This window comes from Micromonospora sp. DT231, from assembly GCF_049847025.1.
Taxonomy (GTDB): Bacteria; Actinomycetota; Actinomycetes; order Mycobacteriales; family Micromonosporaceae; genus Micromonospora.
In genome coordinates this window covers 749,559-771,827 of sequence record NZ_JBNCNO010000001.1, presented here as the reverse complement: position 1 = coordinate 771,827, position 22,269 = coordinate 749,559, and the positions used below count along the sequence as shown (strand labels likewise).

Below are 22,269 nucleotides of genomic sequence, written 5' to 3'. Positions count from 1 at the left end.
AGTCCATGTTGTTCGGGTAGTACCACATCGTGCCGTCCGGCTTCACACCCAGCGCGTCCGCGTGACCATCACCCGACACGTCCGCAGCCATCACCTTGCTGAACTGCTGCCAGTCCTCACCAACCTGAGTCACCGTGGTGAACGGCTTACCACCCGCGTTGGAGTCCATGTTGTTCGGGTAGTACCACATCGTGCCGTCCGGCTTCACACCCAGCGCGTCCGCGTGACCATCACCCGACACATCCGCGGACATTACCGTGGTGAACTTCTGCCAGTCGGCCGTACCGACCTGGGTCCTCGTGGTGAACGGTTTACCCCCGGGGTTGGAATCCATGTTGTTGGGGTAGTACCACAATGTCCCATCAGGCTGCACCCCCAGCGCATCCGCGTGACCATCACCGCTGACGTCGCCGACGGTGCCGCCGATCGTCGGGGGCAGCGGGGCGACCGTCCACCAGCTCGTCTGCTTCCGGGCGCCGGCCCAACTGAAGCTGAAGTGGATGTGATTGGTGTGGCATCCGCTGGCCGAACCATCGCAGGAATAGGTCTGCCAGCCCGCCGAGGACTCGTACGACTTCCAGATCTGCCGGTTCCAGATCAGGTACATGATCCCGAGCCGCCGCGCGTTGGCGTGCTTGTTGCCGTACTTGTCGGTGGCGAGCAGCCAGTTCAAGATGTCGGTCGCCGTCGCTCGCTGACCGGAGTTGTTCACGTCCAGCATGTAGTCCAGCGCCCGCCCCTCCTTGTGCTCGCTGGTTCCGCCGTCGTTGCACGCCCGGCCGATCCCGTAGGAGTGGGGCCTGTACGTCGCGTTCAGCAGGTTCTTGAAAGCGACGACGCCAGGCTTCGCCGTGGGGTCGCAGGTGTCCTGACCGTCGTACGAGGCGTAGCCATCGATCGACTTGCCGAAGTCGGGCGTGGGCGGAGCGGCAGAGACCGCGGCGGCGTTGCCCAGCACAGCGGCGAGCATGACCGAAACCGCCAAGCTCGCCGCAGTGAGCGTGGAGGTCTTTCTCCCAAAGAGACGCATCTCCTGATTTCCTTCCGAATTGTTTCTGATGGACACCGCACTACGGTCGGCAGCCATGATTTGTCAACCAACTAGGCGATACGACTGTGGATTTGCCAGCCCTGCCCAATCTGCGTTCCGTTGATGAACGGCAGGCCACCCGCATTACTGTCCATGTTGTTCGGGTAGTACCAGAGAGTCCCATCAGGCTTCGTCGCCAACACGTCAGCATGACCGTCACCGCTGACATCGCTCGCGACAATCCGGTTGAAGTCCTGCCAACCTCGCCCGATCTGCTTACCATCAACGAACGGCAGGTCACCCGCATTGCTGTCCATGTTGTTCGGGTAATACCACATCGTGCCATCAGGCTTCGTCGCCACGACATCAGCATGACCATCACCACTCACATCAGCCGCGACAATCCGATCGAAGTCCCGCCAACCCCGCCCGATCTGCGCGCCGTTGACGAACGGCACACCACCCGCATTGCTATCCATGTTGTTCGGGTAGTACCACAGGGTCCCATCAGGCTTCGTCGCCAACACATCAGCATGGCCATCACCACTCACATCAGCCGCGACAATCCGATCGAAGTCCCGCCAACCCGGCCCGACCCGCTTACCGTCGACGAACGGCACACCCCCCGCATTGCTATCCATGTTGTTCGGGTAGTACCACATCGTGCCGTCCGGCTTCGTCGCCACGACATCAGCATGACCATCACCACTCACATCGGCCGAGACCGTCCGATCGAAGTCCTGCCAACCTTTTCCGATCTGCTTGCCGTCAGTGAACGGCAGGCCACCCGCATTGCTGTCCATGTTGTTCGGGTAGTACCACAACGTTCCGTCAGGCTTGAAGCCCAGCAGGTCGGAGTGGCCGTCACCGCTGACATCGCCCACGCTGCCGCCCGGCGATCGTGCCTGCTGACTCCACAGCACGCCCGAAATGATGTCCCCGTCCCTGGCCTGCGGCTGATAGGCGTCGGGCGTTCCCGAAATCTGCACGGCCTGACAGACCTCACCGACGGGATCGGTCATCCAGGTGCCAGGTTTCACCCTGAGCATCTTGTTCAGGAAGCTGTTCGTCGCGTACACCGGATTCATGATCTGTTCCACGGTGCCCCACCCAGTCGATGGGCGTTGTTGATACAACCCGACGCTGTCGCGATCGCCGTACGTCAGGTTACGAATGTCGCTCTCCACGATCGTCGTGGTGATGGCAATCGTCGCGGCACGCCTCGCCATCCCCCGACTCTTGACCCTCGCGACTATGACGCGAGCGCACGACACCTGGTATGCCGTTATCGAGTGGGCGAGCTTACCGGTGAGGCGACCGTTCAAGGCGCTGGCAGTCTGACCATCGGATGCGGTCGGTCCGGCCGGATCGCAGGCCGCAGTTCCAGCGGCCGATGCGGGAGCGGGCACCGCGAGGAGCGCTCCCATGGCTAGTAGTACGGATAATGGCACCGAGAAGACTCGGCGTGATGCTGCACTTCCCATAACTGTCCTAAAGTCATCCCGAGCAATCGATGCGCGTCCGCTGGACTGCCCCGCTTCCAGGAACGCGTCAAGAGGTATCCGTCCGCCCCCGCGCAGACGGGCCACCAGATCTCCAATCCGGGCAATAGGCTTGAGGGATGCGCCACGACATCAGCCGCGCCGACGTAGAACCTTCCATAAAGCTCAGCTGATGCAGACTTCATCGACATAAGCGGAGGTTTATTGCGGACACCAGCATCACCGGGAAGGTCCATCGAGTCAATGGCATGTCAACTTCGCGACGCGACGATCAGAAATCACCCTAAAGCCGACCCCTCGGGGCGGCGTCGGCCGGCGCTTCGTGCTAAGCGGCGGGCGAAACGGATCTATCTGCTGCTATGCCCGCAGGCTGCCTGAATCTCATCGCCACAACGTGGTCGCACGACATCGGGTCGGGAGTAGGACCACTCGGCCAAGGGGCAACGCGACCGTCCAGGTCAGCGGAAGCGGCACGCCGATGAGGACGCCAATCGGATATGAAGATGGCCGGTCGGGCTGGAGGCTCCGACAGGTCGGCTGCGGTCTACCCGGGCAGGGCCGACGAGTGACCGATCAACAGGGCGGATCCCCGCGTTCGTCCGTGCTCCGGCCCTGCGGGCCTGGCGGGACGTCCCGGCGGCACCCGCAGCATGCCGCTCGCTGCGGGTGCCCCGGTTCGTGGCCTGCCGGCACAGGAATGGCCGGCACAGGGATGGCGGTCGGCGGCATCGCGGCTGCTCTACACCCCGCCCCGACCTGCGGGAGCGCGGCGCTTGCCGCCGCTACTGAAGGCGCCGCACCCCACCCTAACGGTGGTGTCGCTGGCGCCTCCAGACGATCGTGCTCACAGGTCCAGAGGGACCCCGGCCGCCGTGCACGCGGCGTTGACCTGGGTGCCGGCCTTCATGAAGGCCGGGTTGTCGGCAGCGGACGCCGGGTCGGCGGCAGCCGCCGCCTTGGCCACCTCGGCGCCGAACGGCCGGAGGGCTGCGGCCACCTTGCCGTCTCCGCCGGCCGTGGCCAACGTGCCCAACTCCGTCGACAACTCCGTCAGGACCTTCTTGAAGTCCGCCGCCGACGGCTCACCAGCCCTGGCGACCTTCACCAGCTCGCCCTTCATCCGGTCGCTGGCCGTCTTCAACGACGTGCAGAGTTGCTTGTCGCTCGCGGCGCCCGTCGCGGCCGACGACGCCGGTGCGGCGGTTGGGGAGGCCGCCGCCGAGGTCGCGGCGGCGGACGGGCTGGCGGACGGCGTCGATCCGGCGGTCGTCGCCTTGTCCCCGTCACCGCAGGCGGTCAGCGCGGTGGCAGCGGCGAGGATCAACACAGCGGAAGCAATTCGAGAGTGATTCACGGACGCGGACACTAATCGACGGGTAAGACACGTTCAATTCGCACAGACCGATGTCGCCCCTGAGGCCGCACGGACACCACCGTCGCGGCGCGACCTACGCGCCGACGGGCGTCTGCCGTCGGCGACGCCGCTTGAGCAGCTCGCGGATGACGACTCGGAGCGCGCCGAGAGTGAGCGCCGCCCCGCCGGCCGCCGGCAGAAACTCCAGGCCCCTTCGGCTCACCCGCAGCCGGCCCTCCAGCGGGGCGTCCGGCGAATAGATGACCTTGACGGTGTCTCCCCTGCGGTCGAGCGAGCCGCTGGGCGTGACCTTGAAACTGGTGGCGGCCTGCCGTCCGTCGGCGACTGTGTACTGGAACTCGTACCACGTCCCCTTACGCTTCTCGTGCCGGGCCGACGGATGGGAGCCGGTCAGCGTGCCCGTCGTGGTCACTTCCCGCGGGGAGCCACGGTCGTCCCAGATGAAGGTGACGCCGATGCCGGTCGCCAGGATTCCGACGATGACCACCGTCAGTGCGGCCCGGAGCGTCGAAACGCCTGAGGTGTCCCCGCGGAAGTCAGACATGGCCGAGACGATAGCCACGGGCCACAAACGACGTGTGGTCGGCGCGACACCTGGGCCGCCGCGAAATTCGGTGGTCACGAGGCCACGCATGGTCTAGCGTGGCCCGCCGTGCCCTCCAACGAACAGATAATCGGACAGGCCCTGGACCGGATCGAGGCAGGGTACGTCTTTCCCGCGCAGGTCGCGGGCATCGACGCCGCGATCCGGCGTCGTCTCGCGGCAGGCGAGTACGACGACCTGGACGGGCCGGCGCTCTGCGCGACGGTGACCGCGCACCTTCAGCAGGCGTGCCCGGACAAGCACCTGCGGCTGCTGTGGTCAGACCAGCCGCAGTCACTGGATCCAGCGGACGCGGACGGAGGACGGGCCGCGTTCCTCGCGCTGCTCAGGGCGGAGAACCAGGGCATCCGCCGGGTCGAGCACCTGGACGGCAACGTCGGGTTCGTCGACGTACGGCGCATCGCGTACGCCGACGAGGGCGCCGCCGCGATCGGCGCGGCCATGCACCTGGTCGCCCTCAGCTCCGCGCTCGTCCTCGACCTGCGCGCCTGCTCCGGCGGAACGCCCGAGGGCGCCGCGATGTGGTGCAGCTACTTCTTCCGCGACGACCAGGTGCACCTCAACGACTTCTACGAGCGGTCCACAGGCGCCACCCGCCAGTTCTGGACGATCCCGCACCTTCCCGCGCCGCGCTACGCGGACCGACCGGTCTACGTGCTCACCAGCGCGATGACGTTCTCCGGAGGCGAGGACGTGGCGTACACCCTGCAGGCGCACGGCCGGGCCGTCGTCGTCGGTGAGACGACACGTGGCGGCGCGCATCCGACGGCCCGGCACCCGGTCACCGCACACATCCTCGTGACCGTGCCGACCGCCCGGACCATCAACAGCGTCACCGGCACCAACTGGGAGGGCGTCGGAGTGCTCCCCGACGTGCCCGTCCCGGCAGACCAGGCGCTCGACACGGCGCTCAAGGCCATTCGGGACGCGTAGACGCGGCGGCCGTCTCGAAGCGCGGGGGCCACGGGGGTGGCGTGTCCTCGGAGCCGACGACAGGCGACTACCCGACGTCGACGGTGGCGCGCTGCCGAACGGCGGAGCGCTGCCGCCGGACGGAGCGCAGGCCCACGTGGGCGACCGCGCCGGAGGCCAGGTACAGAAGGGCCTGCACGTTGAGCACGAGGACGACGCTGAGCACGTCGCCGAGCAGGCCGGCGGCCGCCATGCCCAGCCCCTGCGAGGCGTTGAAGATCGCGTAGTAGACGCCGAAGGCACGGCCCAGCTCGGCGTCGGGCACGCTCTGCTGAATCTGCGCGAAAGCTCCGCTCGCGTACGCGATCCCCGGCGCGCCGACCAGGATGAACAACCCGATGTACCACTCGGGTTGACGGGTGAGCGCCGGTCCGTTCCAGATGACCAGGCTGATCAGGGCGAAGGTGGTCGCCCCGAGACTCATCAGCAGGCGAGGGCTGAGCCGAGCCCCCAGCATGCCGACGATCAGCCCGCCCGCCACGCCGCCGATCGCCTGGACGCCGCGCAGCACACCGGTGAGCGTGCCGTCGGCGTGCAGAGCGCGGCTGACGAAGACCACGAAGAGCACCACGAACAGGCCCTGCGCGATGCCGCCCAACGCCACACTCACGATCGTCACCCGCACGGTCCGGTTGCGCAGCACCGCCGTGAGGCCGTGTCGCCAGGCGGTGAGGAACGACGACGTACGGTCCGGGGTCGTCGGCTGCGCGGTCGCGTGGTGGGCTGCCCGGCGGCCGGCGGCGATCAGGGCCGCCGTGATCGCGAAGGCCAGGACGGCGCCGACAGCCAGATAGCGGGTGCCGTCGCGGGTGATCGCGAACCCGCCCAGCGAGCCTCCGATGAGCCGTCCCACGCTGGTGTTGAGCGCCACCACGCTGTTGGCGCGTACCAGCTGCCCGGGATCGACGAGGCGTGGCAGCGCGGCGTTGCGAGCGGAGTCGAACGTCTGCGTCAGCACCGCCTGGGCACCGGCGACCAGCGAGATGATCCACAGGCGGTGGTCGGGTCGACCGAGTAAGGGGATCACCACTGCGGCCTGCAGCACGGCGACGCAGCTCATGAGCCAGAACCTGTCGAGGCGATCGGCGAGCGCACCGGCGAACGATCCCAGCGTGATGCCGCACAGCAGCTCGACGAGGAAGACGGCGGAGGTGGTGAGCGCCGAGCCGGTCACCCCGAACACGTAGATCGGCAGCCCGGTGAGCAGCAGCCAGCTCGCCACGCTGGAGAAGAGCCCGGCAGCCCAGATCAGGCCGAACCCGGGGCGTCTCAGGAGCGTCCACATCTCAGGTGAACTCCGGCGTGGGGTACGCCTGCAGGTGGAGGCTGACCGGCCGGGCATCGCTCGGGGGTGCGCTCCGCAACGGGCGCAGGTACGGCCGGATGACGGCGTCCAGGGTCAGCGTGAGGTGCCGCAGCTCCTCCGGGGTGAGCGAGAGCGTGTAGCTGTGGAAGGTGGCGCTCTCCCGCCACGCGTCGGCAAGCTTGTGCCGCTGTTGCTGGTAGCGCTGCAACGACCGGAACACCTCGTCGAACCCCAGGGCGGTCGGCGCGTCGGTGATCTGCTGCCCCTCGGCGTCGTCGGGATCCGGAAGGAATTCGAAACCGGTGGCGGCGGCGCGCCACGGCCGATCACGCCGGTTGGCCCCCTCGGCGTCGGCCCGCTCGATGAGGCCGTGCCGGGCCAGTTGGCGCAGGTGGTAGCTGCAGTTCGCCCCGGTGTCGTCCAGGGCCTCGGCGCACTGCGCGGCGGTTCTCGGGCCGGCGGCCAGCAGGTAGCGCAGCAGCCGCAGGCGCAACGGGTGCGCGAGTGCGCGCAGGGTGGTCGCGTCCTGGACGCGTACCCGGCGTTCTGGCTCGTTCCGCTCCATCGACACCCCTTGCGAAAGACTTCTCTCGGTTATACGCCCCCCAGGCCTGTTCTCGCAAGAAGTCTTTCGCATCGAGCCGGCGGGCGACGCCCTGGGACATGGGGTGACACCGTGCGGATGGAGCAGGTCACCGACTGGGCTGCGGTGGTCGAGTTCGCGGCGGCCGCCGACGTGCCGGACCGAGGTGGTGGCGGGCAGCGCCAGGAGCAGCACCGCAACTCAGGGGAGCCGACGACTCACGCTGGCGCGGGCGGACACTCCAGGACCGCGATCGAGTTTCCGGCCATCAGTCCCAGGTGCGGGTGCCCGGCGAAGATCCGAACCGCCTCGTCGTGCGAGTCCGCTTCCACGACTGTGTAGGCGATCAGGGCATCGGTGAAGTCCTCGACACCCTGTGCCGTGACCAACTTCTTCGCGTTCAGGGGAGCACCGGGGTCGACGATGGCCTTCTCGTTGGCCTGCGCCCATGCCGCCCACGCGTGGAGAAACTCGGTCTGCTGCTGTTCGGTGAGTTCGGCCTTGTCGGCCTCGTCAGCCGCGCCGTTGAAGAGCGCAAGGAACCTGCCCATCCCGGCATCGTACCGGCGACCCGCTCCTGCCACTCACCACCATCCCCTCGGGGGGAATTTAGAAAATTAAGATCAACCTCTTCTAAGTTGAAGATTATTGAGTTAGAAATTCAGGTATGACAGATCAGGCGATGGAGTGGCAGGACCTCACGAGCCTGACGCGGGGGCAGCCGTTCGTCGTCGAGCGCGTGCGGCTGACGAGCAACGGCGTCGCGATCGAGGGCGAGTTCGAGCCACCGCAACTGGCTCAGCTCACCGTCGATGACCAGGTCTTCGTCACGGCGTTCGTGCGCTGCCACGGCTCGATCAAGGAGATGGAACGCATCTTCGGGGTGAGCTATCCGACGATCAAGTCACGACTCAACCGGATCACGCAGATGCTCGACTTCGTCGAGACCGACCCGGCGCCCTCGCGGGCCGAGATCATTGACAGGTTGCGCCGCGGTGAGATCACCGCACAGCAGGCGTTGGCCGAGCTGGACGGCCGGACGTGATGCCGCAGGTGGTGACCGTCGCGGTCAACCGCTCCGACCGCCGGCCCATCCGCGTCTGGGTTCCGGTGCTCCCCGTGGTGCTCGTGCTCTTCCCGGTCGTGGTCCTGGTCGTGCTGGCGGCGATCGTGGCCTGCGTCGTGTTCCGCATCGGCGTGGTGCGGGCACTCCGCGCCGCCTGGCGTGTCATCTCCGCGCTGCCCGGCGCCCGCTTCGACATCGAGCAGGGTCGCACGGCCGTGCTCGTGGCCATCCGATAGGAGAGGTTCGCATGACCGAACAACGCAAGGACATCCTCGACCTGCTGGCCGCCGGCACGATCACCGCCGAGGAGGCGGAGCAGCTCATCGCCGCCCTCGAACGGGACCAGGCATCGGCGATGGCGAGTCACGACGCCCGACCGAAGGGCAAGGTGAAGTACCTGCGGGTGCTTGTGGACGCCACCGACAACGGCGAGCCGTCGCGGGTCAACGTGCGGGTGCCGCTGCAACTGCTGCGCGCTGGCGTACGACTGGCGGCGCTCGTCCCGCCACAGGCCCTGGTCAAGGCAAATGCCTCACTCAGCGACTCAGGGGTGCCGATCGACCTGACGCAGCTCAAGCCCGAGCAGTTGGAGGCACTCGTGGAGCACCTCGACGAGGTGACCGTGGAGGTGGATTCACCCGACGCCACCGTGCGGGTCTTCTGCGAGTAGACACCGTCTGCTGGGACGGCCCCTCGGGAGGGAAGGACAGCCATCGAGGTACGCGGGCAGCGGCCGATCGCGACCACCGAGGCAGACGACACAGGGGACACGAAACCGCATCCACGGCACCTATCATCTCGAGATGATCGAGCCTGCGCTGCCGTTCGGTGAACATCTGCGTACGTTGCGCCGGGCGGCGGGTCTCACCCTGGAGCAACTCGCCGAGACGTCCGGGGTCAGCGCTCGCGCGATCAGCGACATGGAGCGTGGGCACAGCCGGACTCCGCAGGCCAGGACACTCGCCGCCCTGGCCGACGGCCTGGGCCTGGACGACGAGGGCAGAGCCGGGTTGGTAGCGGTCGTCAAGGCAGCCCGCTCGCCGAGTGCCGCCGGGCGACCACGGCTGTGCGAGTTGCCGCGGGGGGTCGGTGACTTCGTGGGCCGCGAAGCCGAGCTGGCCATCGCCCGGGCCACCGCCGGGCAGGCTGCCACCGGCGACGGTCCGCCGCCGGTGCTTGTGGTGCACGGACCGCCCGGGCTGGGTAAGACCGCCTTCGCGGTACGGGTGGCCGAGGAGTTGCGCGGCAGCTTTCCGGGCGGCTCGATGTTCCTGGACCTGCGGGGCACGGACGCCGTACCGCTGCCTGTCGGTGAGGCCCTTCATCGGCTGCTGCGTGCGCTGCACATCAGTCCCAGCCAGATCGCACACAGCGACGACGAGCGGTCGGCACAGCTACGGGCGGTGCTGCGGGACCGGCCCTGCCTCCTGGTCCTCGACAACGTCGGATCGGAGACGCAGGCACGGATGTTGTTCCCGTCCGGGGGACGATGCCTTGTCGTCGTGACGAGCCGCCGGACGCTCGGCGGCCTGGAGGGCGTCGTGCGGGTCGGGCTGCCGCCGTTGGCCGTGGCCGAGTCGGCCAGCCTGTTGGCGGCGATCGCCACGCAGGCCGCGGACCCGGCTGCCGTCGCACAGGTCGAGCTGGTGTCGGGGCTGTGCGGCCATATGCCGCTGGCGCTGCGGATCGCGGGCACCCGCCTCGCCGCGCGCCCACGATGGACCGTCGACAATCTGGTTGACCGCCTCGTCGACGCGGACCGCCGGCTCGCCGCCCTGACCGCCGGTGACACCGGGGTGGCGGCCGCGTTCGCGCTGTCGCATGCCCAGTTGTCGGCCCCTGCGGCCGCACTGTTTCGTCGGCTCGCCCACGTGCCGGGCGTCGACTTCGCGGCCCCGTTGGCGGCCGTGCTGACCGAGACCGGAGTGTTCAAGGCCGAAGAGCGGCTCGAAGAGCTTGTCGAGTTGGGTCTGCTGCAAGCCGAGGGCGTCGATCGGTATCGGTTCCATGACCTGATCCGCCTCTACGCCGGCGAACGGCTGTCGGCCGAGGAACCCCTGGCCACTCGCACGGAGACCGCCCGGCGGATGACCGACTGGTTGCTGGAGACCACGATCGTCGCCGGCCGCTGGTACGAACCCGCGTACGGTGCGCTGCCCGATGACTGGGACGGCCTGGTGCCGTTGGCCACCCTGGAGGAGGCCGGTGCCTGGCTGTGGGCGGAGACGGACAACTGGCTCGCCGCCTACCGTGTCGCGGCCGCGGACGGCCGGCATGAGCTGGTCGTCCGTGTCGCTGAGGCCATCCACTGGTACTCCGACTCGACCCTGCTGTGGCGCGGATGGTACGAGGTGTATGGGCTGGCGCGGACGGCAGCGGCCGCCCTGCCCGATCGGCGCAGGCACATCGCCCTGATGAACGGCTTCGCCTGGGCGGCGATCTACGGCGCCAGCCGTGCAGAGGAAGGCGCCGAGGTGGCGATGGAGGCATACCGGATGGCCGAGGCGATCGGTGACCTGGAGGGACAGGGCTGGGCACTGCAGTTCGCCGCGGCGGCCTGGCGGCGCATCGGCCGGCTGGACGAGTCGATGTGGGCCCTGCGCCAGTCCCGTGACCTGGCCGACCGGGCCGGTGACCACGACGGGTACATACAGATCTTCCAGGGCATCGGATTCGCGCTGATCATCATGGGCCGTCACGACGAGGCCATCGACGAGTTTCAGCAGGCACTCGTCGAGATGGACCGCCGCCCGGTGTCGGCCCGGGCGGACCTGGGCGCCCGCGCCGGTGCCCTGAGCGGCCTGGCCGAGGCGCACAACCTCAACGGTCACTGGGCGCAGGGGCTGGAGGCGGCCGAACGGGCGTTGCCGGTCGTGCTCGAACGGGGTGAGTCAAGCATGCTGGGCGACCTCTACTTCGAGTTGGGCAGGGCCCGAGCCGAACTGGGATTCGTCGCCGAGGCCCGTGCCGACCTCACTCGCGCCCTCCACCTGCTCGACGGCACCGGCCGCCGCGATCCCCAACAGGCCATGGCCCGGGAGATCCTGGCCAGGCTGGGCACCTGACGTGCTCTGGTCACGGAGTTCGTCAGCCCTTGGTCTGGCTGCGACGGGCCCGCCGACGGGGCTTGTCGTCGCCGCCGGCGAGCCGGGTGAAGGTGAGCATGTTCGCCAGGGCCACGGCGATGATCGCGAGGCCGACCTGGATCGCGAGCACGACCCAGTCCCAGCGCAGTACCCACACCTTCACGTTGGCAGCGTCGTCGATGTCGAGCGCCCTGGCGACCACCGTGCCCAGCACCGCCGAGCCGACGCCGAGGACGAACGTGGCGAAGACGCCGATCCGCTGCCTCCCCGGCAGGATGAGTCGGCCCAGCAGGCCGACGAGGGCACCGATGAGCACCGCGCCGAGATAACCGCTTACCAGCATTGCCGTCTCCCCTCCAGCAGTGCCGACGTACATGCCCAAATCTCACGTTCCCGGAAACCCCACCCCGGCCTTCGGCCGCGGGGGTGTCGAAGCGACACCCTCAGGCACGTCGATGAGGGCGTGTGGTGGCAGCGTGGTTGTCTGGCCTAGATCTGCGTTCTTGCCTGCTGGATCTGACGCACGACGGCATGGGCACCGTGCGCCTGGGCGATGGCATCCGCGCGGTCGAGTGTCGCGAGCGCATCCGCGCGGCGGTCCTGGGCGGCGGCGACGTAGGCCAGGCCGACCATGTTGGCGGCCACGCCGCGCAGCGCTCCCTCCTCTCGGCGCAGCCGCGACGACTCCTCCAGCCGTTCGCGCGCCTCGTCCAGCCGGCCGGCCGCGTGCGCCGCGATGCCCAGGTGTCGCAGCGCCTCGGCCTGGGTCGGCGTGTCGCCGACCCGCGCCGCCATCTGGCGGGACCTTTCCAGATAGGGAACGGCGGTCTCGTTGTCACGTCGGATGACCTGGTGCAGGCAGCCGATCCAGAACAGCGCCTCGGCGTGGCCGCGCGTGTCGCCCAACGCCTCGTACAGCTCGATCGCACGCTCGAACAACGGCAGTTCAGCCGGGTCCTCGACGGGTGACGATTCGCCGGTGGCGCGTGCGGTGAGGAACCGCGCATGCAGGATCCGCCCACGGGCCAGCGCGACGTCGGCCTCGACCGCGTCCAGGTGCCGATCGGCGTCGGCCAGCACGCTGGCATCGCCACCGAACACGGCATGTTCGTAGAGCGTCCTGGCTCGTTCGATGCGATCGTCGGCGTTCATCGCCGCCCCCGTCCTGGAATCGCCACTGCGTGCCGGTTCAGAAGTTTAGTTCGGCGAGCATCGCCGCGGCCTGCGCGAGCTGTCCTTCGTGGAACACCGGTAGGCCGTGGCGTAGTAATTCCTCGGTGGCAACTCCCTGCCGGTGGCGGTACCGCGCTGCACGGGCCGCACCGCAGCGCCGCCGATGAGTGCGTTACGCGGGGGGCGCGAGCGGGCGCAGGCCGTCGAACAGAACGGCAAGGGCCCGGTCGACGACGGGGCCGGCGTAGTCGCCGGTTTCCGCCGCCATGCTGGCGCCCCGGAGCAGGGCGAGGATCTCGGGCATGCCGACGTCGGAGCGTACGGCGCCGACGCGTTGGGCCTCGCGCAGGAGGTCGGCCAACGCTTCGCGCATCCGCGTACGTTGGTCTGTCTGCTCTGTCTTGACGTCGATCCCCGCGTTGCGCAACGCGTCCGTCAGGGTCTTCTTGCCCGCCGCGTCCGCGACGACCTGGGTGAAGAACCTGAAGAACCCGGTCTGTGGCTCCGCGGCCGCGCGCAACCGGGCGGCCTCGTCGAGCAGCAGGTCCACCCGCGCCGAGACGATCGCCGCGTAGAGGGCTTCCTTCGTGGCGAAGTGCCGGTAGACGGTGCCGACACCCACTCCGGCTCGGCGGGCGATCTCGTCCATGCGGGCGGTCAGTCCCTGCTCGCCGAGCACGACCTCCGCCGCTGCGAGCACCTTCGCGCGGTTGCGCGCCGCATCCGAGCGGATCATGCCGGTCTCCTCCGATCGAGCACCCTTGACGAGCGGAATCCAGGTTCCGTATCTTAAAGCGGAATGTTGATTCCGATTGTACGGGGGTGCCATGCGGTACGCGACACTGGGCCGATCCGGCCTCCACGTCTCCCGGGCGTGCCTGGGCACGATGAACTTCGGCACCGACCCGCAGGCACCGACGCCGGACACCGAGGCACGACGCGTCATCGGCGAGTTCCTCGACGCCGGCCACACCTTCGTCGACACCGCGGACACCTACCGAGGTGGCACCAGCGAAGAGGTCGTCGGCCGCGCCATCGCCCACCGCCGTGCCGAGGTCGTCCTCGCCACCAAGGGGGCGGCACCGCAGGGCACCGGACCCAACAACCGGGGCCTGTCCCGCGCCCACCTGACGCGCGCCCTGGAGGCGAGCCTGCGCCGACTGGGCACCGACTACGTCGACCTCTACCAGTGCCACGTGCCCGACCCGGACACCCCGATCGACGAAACCATGGCAGCGCTCGACGGCTTCGTACGCTCCGGCAAGGTCCGCTACGTCGGCTGCTCCAACTTCACCGCCGCCGGAATCGTCAACGCCCAATGGGCGGCGCAACGCGTCGGCGGCACACCCTTCATCAGCCTGCAAGCCAACTATTCCCTGATCACGCGCGCCATCGAGGCCGAAATCGTGCCCACCTGCCAGCAACACGGGCTCGGCGTCCTCGCCTACAGCCCGCTCGGCAGCGGTCTGCTCGCCGGGCGATACCAGCGCGACACCGCACCGGCCGCCGGATCCCGACTCGCCGAATGGGCGGCCATGCCCAGCCCGATGGCACGCGCATTCGTGACAGGTCTCCTCGCCGAGCGGCACTTCGACATCGTCGACGACGTCACCGCCGTCGCCGCCGAACTGGGAACGACCACGTCGACCGTGGCGCTCGCCTGGCTCGGCAGCCGGCCCGAGATCACCTCGGTGGTCCTCGGCCCGCGCTCCGCCGATCAGCTGAGCGCCAACCTCGCCGGCCTCGCGTTCGCGCTTCCGGAAGACGTCTCCGCCCGGCTGGACGCGGCAAGCCAGTGCACCGTCATCCCTCCGGTCAACGGCCAGCACCACACCGCCTGATCCAGCGACGAGTCGCCCACGCAATCCTCGCAGGTACCAACGTTCCGGCCACACCGGCGTCACCCACTGACGCAATGCTCATCGGATGCTGATCGGTCTGCGGCAAGGTCGAGTGGAACACCTGCCGACATCCGGCAGGTGTGCCGACCGGCGATCACTCACGAGGAGAACAGCACGTGGACCTGCAGCTCAGCGGCAAGACCGCATTCATCAGCGGATCCAGTCAAGGCATCGGGTACGCGACCGCGAAGGCCCTGGCCGGCGAGGGTGTCAACGTGGTCCTCAACGGCCGCGACCCGGCAAAGCTGGCCGAGGCTGTCGACGTGTTGCGTCGGGAGGCGCCCCGCGTATCCGTCACCGGCATCCAAGCCGACTTCGCGGTTGCCGACGACGTCGACAGGCTGTGCGACGAACTGCCCAGCGTCGACATTCTCGTCAACAACGTCGGCCTCTTCGAGCTCAAGCCCTTCGACCTCATTTCCGACGAGGAATGGCGGCGCTACTTCGAGGTGAACGTGCTCAGCGGGGTCCGGCTCGCGCGGCACCTGATGCCGGCAATGCTCGATCGGGGCTGGGGCCGGATCGTGTTCGTGAGCAGTGAGTCGGGCGTCAACATTCCCGCCGACATGATTCACTACGGCACGACCAAGACGGCGATGCTCGCGGTGGGCAACGGGCTGGCGAAGCTGACGAAGGGCACTGCGGTGACCGTCAACTCGGTGCTGGGCGGCCCCACCTATTCCACTGGCGTCGCCGAAACGGTCAGGTCGCTGGCCGATGCCCAGTCCCTCCTTGAGGACGACCTGAAAGTCGCGATCATCGGCGCCAACCAGACCTCCCTCCTGGGACGCTTCATCGAGCCGAGCGAGATCGCGAACACCGTGACCTTCCTCGCCAGTCCCGTAGCGTCCGCGATCAACGGATCGGCGGTACGCGTCGACGGAGGTGTGCTGACAACGATTCTGTGAGTCCGCGTCGCCGGTCGAGCAGGCCCCGGGCTGCGGTCCTGACCGCCATTCCGGGCATCGGGGTCAGCACCGCCCATCCTGACGCCCCGGCGTGCCCACGCACCATCGCCTTGGGCCGGAGCAGCCGGCCAGTCAGCGGGTGAGCCCGACCAACGTCGCCAGTCGCGCCACGCCGGCCGGGGCAGGCTGCGCGCGGGCAACCTCGGCGATCACGGTACGCGCCAACGGCCGGCACCGAACCTCAGCCGGCGCGACACTGTCCGCGTCCACCAGGGCGCGGGCAGCCCCGCGCAGGTCACCCACCTGGAGGTACGCCCGCGCGACGTCCACGAGGTACGCGCCCCGATACTCGACCGGCAACCGCCGCCACGCCTCCCGTCGCACCACGGCAGAGTGCCGCTGGAGCGCCTCGCCCGCGTCACCCCGCTGCGCCGCCACCACCACCCGAGCCAGGTCGACAACGACCGGCCCGAAGCTGGTGCGGTGCGTGTCGTCGTACCCCCGAAGGTGTGCGGCAACGCCCGCGGCCCGCTCGGTCAGCTCCCCGGCGCGGTGGTGGTCGCCGCCGGCAGCGGCGGCGAGAGCGGCCTGCACCAACAACGTCCCACCCACAGCCCACTCCCCCACACCCCTACCCTCGCCCCGGCGATCATGAGGTTGACGGGCACTTTGATCTCCACGAAGCCCGCCAACCTCATGATCAACGATGCGGTTTGCGGCATGGAGGGTTGCGGTCAGGGCCAGGTGGTTCTGGGCTGCGGCGCGGAGCGCTTGGGCTACCGAGATTGCTGCCGTTGCCGCCAGGATCTGGTTGTCTCCGGCTGTGGCCATCGCGCGGTCGGCCGCTAGCCAGGCGAGGTCGGCCTCGCCGAGCTTGACCAGGAGCGACGAGGTGATCCGGTACGCCGGCACCAGCAACTCCGGGCTCCGCGCGCCCTGGACGGCGTCGAGCAGACCCGGCACCACCCGCACCAACTGCCCGTAGTGCGCGTGCTGGTAGGACAACCAGGCGTACCCGATCTGCCGTCGCAGCTCCTCCGGCGCCTGCGCCGGGGCCTGCGGGATGTCGTAGCGGGCGAGCGCCGCGCGGATGTCGTCCACCCCGTCCGGCGTGCCCGCCGGGGCGCTCGGCTGCTGGCCGAGCAGCACCTCCGGATCGACCCGCAGGACGTGGGCCAGTTCCTGGATCACCGAGTACCGGTCCAGGGCGCGCACGCCCCGCTCCACCTTGTCCACCCAACTCTTCGACCTGCGCAGCCGGTCCGCGAGCATCTGCTGCGTCATCGACCGCCGCACCCGCCAACGGGCGACCCGGCGGCCAATCGGGAGGTCATCGCTGGTCACGCCGCCACCGCCGGTCCGGGACCGCGCGGGTCGTGTCGTTTACGGGTACGCGGTCTGCCTCGGCCTGGGCCAGGAGGCGCTGCTTGGCAGCCTCCCGCTCGGCCGCCTCGGACTGCTCGCCCCTGCTCGCCGGCTCCTTGCATGCCCACCTCCGTCAGCCGGTGCGCGACGCTTCGACTACGTCGGCACCTGGAACTTCTGCCTTACGGAAGCCCACTGCCGAACGCCGGACCAGATGGCAAGCAATGCGCTCAGTTGCGCTGCTCAGGACGTGGGTTGCGCAGGGTTGCGCGGATCCCCATAGGACCTTGGCAACCAATAGGCTGGTCACTGTTGGTAGCTGACTGATGCCTGGAGGTCGAACCATGGCGCGACCGGTGACGAACGCGGCGTTCGAAGGGCTGCTGCGTGCCGCCGGCTACGGCAACGCCCACGCCGCCTTCGCTCGCCAGCTAAATCACGCCGGCCGCAACGAGGGCAGGTGGCGCTACGACGCTGCCAGCGTCTACTGGTGGTTACGTGGTCGCCGGCCTGGCGAGCACGTGCAAGTCGCAATGGCCGAGTCACTTACCCGGAGGCTCGGGCGTTCAGTAACGCTCACCGAGCTGGGTTTCGTTTCGGCCAATAGCCTCGGCTCGTGCGTCTATCCCGCGTCCGTCGACTCGGCGATCGACAGCGCTGAGCAGGTATGGACGACCCTAACGAAGCACACCGGCGAACAAGCCAGCAGCGCATTCGACAGTGGCAGAGCCCTACAGGCCGCACTCGGGTGGCGGTATGACCTGCGCGACGAGACGGTCAGCAGGAACGGCCGGCAGACAGTCAGCTCCACCGACGTTCAGTCGCTGCATGCCCTGGCGGACCACTTCACCGACCTCGACCGACGTCACGGCAGCGGCTCTCCGCGCACTCGTAGCGTTATGGCCGACTTTCTCATGCGTCAGGTCGCGCCCATGCTACGCGGCACTTACAGCGATGCGGTGGGGCGCGACCTCATGCGCGCAGCGGCAACACTCGCCGGGCAACTCGCCTTCATGTCGTACGACGCGGGTGAACACGCCATGGCGCAACATCACGCGACGCTCGGCCTGCGGCTTGCCAAGGCCGCTGACGACCACCTCTACGGCGCCCACCTACTGGCCAACCTGGCCACCCAGGCTGTGTTCTTGGGGCATGCCCGGGAGGCTGCGCGGCTCGTTGAAGCAGCCATTGACGGGGCGGGCCGTGCACCCGCAGCCGTCCTCGCTCGGCTGCATGCCACCGCCGCTACCGCATACGGACAGTCAGGTGAGCGACGTGCCTGCCAGCTCGCCCTCGCTAAGGCTGAGCGCGCTCTGGACCGGACTGGCACAGATCCTGGGCCACGCTGGGTCGGCTACTTCAGCGCTGCCCACCTGGCCGGGGCCGCACTAAGGTGCCTGGGCGACCTTCATCTGTACAAGCAGGCCCTTCGACACGCGCCCGAAGCGCTCACCCTCGACAGCCAGAACTTCCGGACGCGTGCCCTGCACACCGCCCTCAGCGCCATGACTCATGCCCGCGCTGGCGACACCGACGGTGCCTGCAACTGGGGTAGGAAGCTCGGGCAGCAGGCTGCGGGCATCCAGTCGGCGCGTGTTCAACAGCGCGTCCGCGAGCTCACTACCATCCTCAGACCTCAGCAAGCATCACCCCAGGTCAACGAAGTCCTGCATACCCTCGCGTCCATGCCAGCAGCCATCTAGAGCGGGCGCGCATCTAGACATTTCCGCTAGCGTCACCAAGGTGACTTGGACGGAGCCCGCGACCTGGTACGCCAACCTGGCTTCTTTTTACGCTGCCGCCGCAGCCTTCATCACCGACCCGGCCGGCAATGTTCTTCTCGTCAAGCCCACCTACCGCGACTATTGGGCTTTCCCCGGCGGATACGTGGACGAGGGCGAGTACCCGCATGAGGCTTGCGCCCGCGAGATTCGAGAGGAGTTGGGGATTTCCATGGTGGTGGGCGACCTGCTCCTAGTCGACTGGGCACCGCCGGTGGGCCAGCGGCCGCGCGCGATCGTCAGCCTCACGTTCGATTGCGGGACAATCACAGGAATTGACGGGTTGCGATTGCCGGAAAAGGAAATTCGACTCGCTGCCTTTTTCTCGGCCGACGAGGCCGTCCAACGACTGCCAAACAACGTCGCTCCTAGGGTTGGCGCAGCACTGCGCGCCCGAGTTGAGCGCTCCGCTGTCTACTTTGCCGGCGGCTCACCGACCTCGTCTCTTAAGAGCCCCTGACCTCTTTGAGCGGGCAGCCACCTGCCAGCATCTCCGAATCAGCCGAACCGCGGCCTGCTACCAATCAACCGCAATATGCTCCCGATTAAAATCGTTCACCTCGGCCAGCGCCAGGAGGTCTACGGCGGGCTTTCCAGGACCGATCTGACCTGCCTGTCTGAACTGCAGCCGGTCCGACCCAACGCGTTCGGTGTTGAGTGTTCGCTGCTGAACAGCCCTAGGCAATTTCGTGCGGCCAACCTTCCCCTGCGGCGCAGAACAGCCCTTCCGCCGTCCGCCCAACTCGAAACCAGCGCCACCGCAGCGGCATGAGCGAAGGTAGGCGACTGGGGGCGAGGTGCGATAAATTCAGGACCGGCAGGGATAGAAAAATTCTCGCTCTTGCGATAAAGGACTCATCGCAACAATCGACAACTTTTCGTTGATCTCGATCCGCGCCAACTGCTGCTGAGCACAGCTACTGAGGGAGTAGCAGCACCCGGCGGCAGAAGTCCCACGCATTGATACGGCCTCACGAGCGCGACCCAGGTCAAAGCTATCAGGTATCAAACCCAAGGCCACAAGATCGAAACCTAAGCATGGTCTACTAAGACAGCCTTCGGCCGCCCGAACGGTTGCACAACTTCAGCCCACCCGGACACGTCGCCACGCCGGTCACCCCTACCGGAGCACACCCTCTTCGATCTACCATGACTAGATGCCTGAGCCGATGACTGCAGACGAGCTGGCCAAGATGTACCCCGGTGAGGATTTTAGGAGCTCGCTCGCGGATCTGCTCGACATCCAAAATATCTTGGTCGAGTGCAAAATTCGCCAGGACTATCGAATCTCTAAAGAGATGCATGAGACGCTGCAGCTAACGGAGGCTGGCGAACGGATGGCGCAGGTCTTCCGAAGCAAAGGGGTCAAGTACCCCGAGTCTCGGTTCACGTGTTTCCTGAACATGCTCAGCAATGAACTGCTTGTCGATCCAGTTCAGACTAACACCCAGGCACTGATAGATATCGTAAGTGAGCAAATCAAAGACACGACGATTAGGTTTCCTTTTACGCACGGGCGGCTCCTCTACGACAGACTTTTGAGTTTTCCATTCGGGGAGAGTCGGACAGTCCTAAGCAGCAAGGAGACTTTTGAGGTTCTGGAGGGAACGCCTCAGGGCGTATTCCAGGTTGGTCGGCTAGTAACTGGACCCTTCGGCCTCCTTCAGACACCCCACAGGCGCTCCATTCATCCAATCGACGAAATTCCTTTCCATTGTTCGGACATAAAGTGCACAACCGCACACACTCGTCAATTCTCTACCGACGACGGCGCGCCGATAAACGAGACGCGTGATCAGGCAGAGAAGATTATGCTGAAAGAAGGTGAAGCCAGTGATTGGAACGGCTACCTACGTCGCTTCCACATTTACGCTTCATCCGGACCTTGGGACGATCTAAAGGGTGACTCAATCACATATCTGCTCGGCGATGCATTGACGCTTGAGGAGCTGAGAGCCCTCACAGCATGGCTTTTGGACAAGACAAAGAACCAGCTTCGAGAGGTCGCGACGAAGGTAGGGATTCGTCCAGGGCCTGCCGCCAATATGGTTTCCCCTCTTGGGCCTGCAGAGCTGCTACAGCTAATACTGATGGCACCGAACCCGGCAATCACCAATAGCTTAGATGCCCTTGTTGCTGACGGGACAATCCTCGTGCCTTTGGGCCAAATTCGTAGGCCAGTTATCAATGCCGGCGTGGTTTCGGGTTGGTACGGCCTTGAGGCCACACTTGGTCGATTTGGTGTTCGTTGGACGTCTTCTGAGGTTTCACTCGCCCCATTGAGACTTCGACGCCTAGTCAGTCAAATGTATCGACTCGACGAAGAAAGTGAAAGGGACGAGCTGGAATGGCAATTGAGAGGGGAGGAAGCACCGACGGTCGAAGCCAGGATTGAGCAATACTTGCAGCGACGCAGCCCCAGGGAAGCAGTGTCCTCTCTCCTGCTAGCGCGGAAGAGCAACTTTATCGTTGCGGCGTCGAAGTTGACGTTGGCCGAACATGCTCTCGCCAGTGATGAGGATCGCGTCAATGCAGTCCTATGGAAGCTGGGCTTTCCTGTGGAAGACCTACTTGACCCGCACCGAGATTTCTGGACTCTTCATGAGAAGATGGGTCAGGTCACCCGACAGAGCCCAATCAACCCAAGTGCCACTGATGCTGAAAATATTCGGCGTTATGCGGCCAGCTTTTTCGTAAGACTTGAGGACCTCCTTAAGGACTCACTTCTGTACACCACGTGGGCGCTCACTCACGATCATTTCGCAAGCAATAGATCCTTTGTATACCGCTCTGGAGTGGGCGAACAACTCGGCCCGAGCGAGTCTGAGGCGCTTAAACGTCTCCGGTCTGCCACGAGCAGCATCGAGGCGGAGGAAGGAGAGCACAACATTTCCTTCACGGGCAAGCTGACCCTGTACACGATATCGCGCGGTTTTCAGGTCTTAGCCGATCTGCTGTCCTCCTACGAAGCAAAAACGGGGCAGTATCTCCGTCCTAGCACGGACCTCCCACGCTGGCTAGAGCAACAAGACCTTCAGGAGTTCGTCTTTCTGCACACAATCCCTTTTCTTGACTTGCTGCCGGAGAGCCGACAGGTAATCGTTAGGCAATTACGGGATATCAGTCGGGTGCTTGTCAGCGCGGAAGTCAGTGACGCACGAAATGATTGGTTCCATGCCCGGCGAAGCCCGGTTGATATCGAAAGGCTCCGCCGGAGCCTTGAGGCAGTCAGGGATGCTGTACTCCTCATCCAGGATGGTGGATACAGCCGACAGGTTTACCGGCGCGTTCGAAACGAGACGGACGAGGCGAACAGGGCGACCTACGTTCTAGCGGACGCTACTGGACAGGAGATCGTCTTCTTTAGGCCTTCCCGTTTCGCTTGGATCGACCTCCCTCCCCTCGGCGCGTCTCAACACGTCATGTTGTCTGCTCGATTCGCTGAGCCAACAGAAGTCCTCAGGTTCAGGTATGAAGTTGAGTCGCCTTATACCCAAATGTGGCAAAACTACCCAGTACGCCTAGCGTCGGCGACGGCAGCCGCTGCTTCTATTCGCCCAGATTTGCCAAGTCAACGGCGAGAAATTGGACTCATCAACACGTGAGTGACTCGCCCG

At 66.6% G+C, this 22,269-nt stretch carries 21 protein-coding genes; 10 read left to right on the top strand and 11 right to left on the bottom strand.

Annotated elements, in window-relative coordinates; all coding sequences use genetic code 11:
* The 4 genes from ACPXBU_RS03395 to ACPXBU_RS03380 all read right to left on the bottom strand — a co-directional run.
* On the bottom strand, positions 1-1,066 hold a 1,066-nt coding region (locus ACPXBU_RS03395), incomplete at its 3' end, for an FG-GAP repeat domain-containing protein (RefSeq protein WP_425756324.1).
* Between the two features lie 35 nt (positions 1,067-1,101).
* Complete coding sequence (locus ACPXBU_RS03390; protein ID WP_425756322.1) at positions 1,102-2,259, bottom strand: FG-GAP-like repeat-containing protein; 1,158 nt, start codon at positions 2,257-2,259, stop codon at positions 1,102-1,104.
* Positions 2,260-3,376: 1,117 nt separating this feature from the next.
* The gene (locus ACPXBU_RS03385; protein WP_425756320.1) at positions 3,377-3,886 is read right to left on the bottom strand and encodes a hypothetical protein; all 510 of its coding nucleotides are present in this window, start codon (positions 3,884-3,886) and stop codon (positions 3,377-3,379) included.
* A gap of 94 nt (positions 3,887-3,980) precedes the next feature.
* Positions 3,981-4,451 (bottom strand): DUF3592 domain-containing protein, encoded by a 471-nt coding sequence (locus ACPXBU_RS03380; protein ID WP_425756318.1) that lies wholly within the window; start codon positions 4,449-4,451, stop codon positions 3,981-3,983.
* Between the two features lie 108 nt (positions 4,452-4,559).
* Here ACPXBU_RS03380 and ACPXBU_RS03375 point away from each other — a divergent pair, with 108 nt between their 5' ends.
* A complete protein-coding gene (locus tag ACPXBU_RS03375) occupies positions 4,560-5,444 on the top strand; it encodes a S41 family peptidase (protein WP_393373252.1) in 885 nt (294 codons plus the stop codon).
* A gap of 67 nt (positions 5,445-5,511) precedes the next feature.
* Here the strand turns inward: ACPXBU_RS03375 and ACPXBU_RS03370 are convergent, their stop codons facing one another.
* From ACPXBU_RS03370 to ACPXBU_RS03360, 3 genes are all read right to left on the bottom strand, one after another.
* On the bottom strand, positions 5,512-6,768 hold the full coding sequence (locus ACPXBU_RS03370; protein ID WP_425756316.1) for an MFS transporter: 1,257 nt from the start codon (positions 6,766-6,768) through the stop codon (positions 5,512-5,514).
* 1 nt (position 6,769) lies between these two features.
* Complete coding sequence (locus ACPXBU_RS03365; protein ID WP_425756314.1) at positions 6,770-7,354, bottom strand: winged helix-turn-helix domain-containing protein; 585 nt, start codon at positions 7,352-7,354, stop codon at positions 6,770-6,772.
* A gap of 236 nt (positions 7,355-7,590) precedes the next feature.
* Positions 7,591-7,923 carry a hypothetical protein gene (locus ACPXBU_RS03360; protein WP_425756312.1) on the bottom strand — a complete coding sequence of 111 codons (333 nt, stop codon included), beginning with the start codon at positions 7,921-7,923 and terminating at the stop codon, positions 7,591-7,593.
* 116 nt (positions 7,924-8,039) lie between these two features.
* Here ACPXBU_RS03360 and ACPXBU_RS03355 point away from each other — a divergent pair, with 116 nt between their 5' ends.
* From ACPXBU_RS03355 to ACPXBU_RS03340, 4 genes are all read left to right on the top strand, one after another.
* Positions 8,040-8,417, top strand: a complete 378-nt coding sequence (locus ACPXBU_RS03355) for a DUF2089 domain-containing protein (RefSeq protein WP_425756311.1) — start codon at positions 8,040-8,042, stop codon at positions 8,415-8,417.
* The gene (locus ACPXBU_RS03350) at positions 8,417-8,674 is read left to right on the top strand and encodes a hypothetical protein (RefSeq protein ID WP_425756309.1); all 258 of its coding nucleotides are present in this window, start codon (positions 8,417-8,419) and stop codon (positions 8,672-8,674) included. The genes ACPXBU_RS03355 and ACPXBU_RS03350 overlap by 1 nt, the downstream gene beginning before the upstream one ends.
* Positions 8,675-8,685: 11 nt before the next feature.
* Complete coding sequence (locus tag ACPXBU_RS03345) at positions 8,686-9,108, top strand: SHOCT-like domain-containing protein (protein WP_425756307.1); 423 nt, start codon at positions 8,686-8,688, stop codon at positions 9,106-9,108.
* A gap of 133 nt (positions 9,109-9,241) precedes the next feature.
* The gene (locus tag ACPXBU_RS03340; RefSeq protein WP_425756305.1) at positions 9,242-11,503 is read left to right on the top strand and encodes an ATP-binding protein; all 2,262 of its coding nucleotides are present in this window, start codon (positions 9,242-9,244) and stop codon (positions 11,501-11,503) included.
* Positions 11,504-11,525: 22 nt separating this feature from the next.
* Here ACPXBU_RS03340 and ACPXBU_RS03335 read toward each other — a convergent pair whose 3' ends face one another.
* The 3 genes from ACPXBU_RS03335 to ACPXBU_RS03325 form a co-directional block, all read right to left on the bottom strand.
* Entirely contained in the window at positions 11,526-11,867 is a 342-nt protein-coding gene (locus tag ACPXBU_RS03335; RefSeq protein WP_425756303.1) for a GlsB/YeaQ/YmgE family stress response membrane protein, read from the bottom strand.
* 146 nt (positions 11,868-12,013) lie between these two features.
* A complete protein-coding gene (locus tag ACPXBU_RS03330) occupies positions 12,014-12,676 on the bottom strand; it encodes a tetratricopeptide repeat protein (RefSeq protein ID WP_425756301.1) in 663 nt (220 codons plus the stop codon).
* A gap of 193 nt (positions 12,677-12,869) precedes the next feature.
* On the bottom strand, positions 12,870-13,433 hold the full coding sequence (locus ACPXBU_RS03325) for a TetR/AcrR family transcriptional regulator (RefSeq protein ID WP_425756299.1): 564 nt from the start codon (positions 13,431-13,433) through the stop codon (positions 12,870-12,872).
* Between the two features lie 91 nt (positions 13,434-13,524).
* Here ACPXBU_RS03325 and ACPXBU_RS03320 point away from each other — a divergent pair, with 91 nt between their 5' ends.
* Together ACPXBU_RS03320 and ACPXBU_RS03315 are read left to right on the top strand one after the other, a co-directional pair.
* Complete coding sequence (locus tag ACPXBU_RS03320; protein WP_425756297.1) at positions 13,525-14,538, top strand: aldo/keto reductase; 1,014 nt, start codon at positions 13,525-13,527, stop codon at positions 14,536-14,538.
* 176 nt (positions 14,539-14,714) lie between these two features.
* A complete protein-coding gene (locus ACPXBU_RS03315; RefSeq protein WP_425756295.1) occupies positions 14,715-15,506 on the top strand; it encodes an SDR family NAD(P)-dependent oxidoreductase in 792 nt (263 codons plus the stop codon).
* A gap of 132 nt (positions 15,507-15,638) precedes the next feature.
* Here ACPXBU_RS03315 and ACPXBU_RS03310 read toward each other — a convergent pair whose 3' ends face one another.
* The gene (locus ACPXBU_RS03310) at positions 15,639-16,850 is read right to left on the bottom strand and encodes a helix-turn-helix domain-containing protein (RefSeq protein ID WP_425756293.1); all 1,212 of its coding nucleotides are present in this window, start codon (positions 16,848-16,850) and stop codon (positions 15,639-15,641) included.
* A 365-nt stretch (positions 16,851-17,215) separates the two neighbouring features.
* Here ACPXBU_RS03310 and ACPXBU_RS03305 point away from each other — a divergent pair, with 365 nt between their 5' ends.
* The 3 genes from ACPXBU_RS03305 (at position 17,216) to ACPXBU_RS03295 (ending at position 22,257) form a co-directional block, all read left to right on the top strand.
* Positions 17,216-18,574 carry a hypothetical protein gene (locus tag ACPXBU_RS03305; RefSeq protein ID WP_425756291.1) on the top strand — a complete coding sequence of 453 codons (1,359 nt, stop codon included), beginning with the start codon at positions 17,216-17,218 and terminating at the stop codon, positions 18,572-18,574.
* 40 nt (positions 18,575-18,614) lie between these two features.
* The gene (locus ACPXBU_RS03300; protein ID WP_425756289.1) at positions 18,615-19,112 is read left to right on the top strand and encodes an NUDIX domain-containing protein; all 498 of its coding nucleotides are present in this window, start codon (positions 18,615-18,617) and stop codon (positions 19,110-19,112) included.
* 697 nt (positions 19,113-19,809) lie between these two features.
* On the top strand, positions 19,810-22,257 hold the full coding sequence (locus ACPXBU_RS03295) for a hypothetical protein (protein ID WP_425756287.1): 2,448 nt from the start codon (positions 19,810-19,812) through the stop codon (positions 22,255-22,257).
* Positions 22,258-22,269 lie beyond the last annotated feature (12 nt).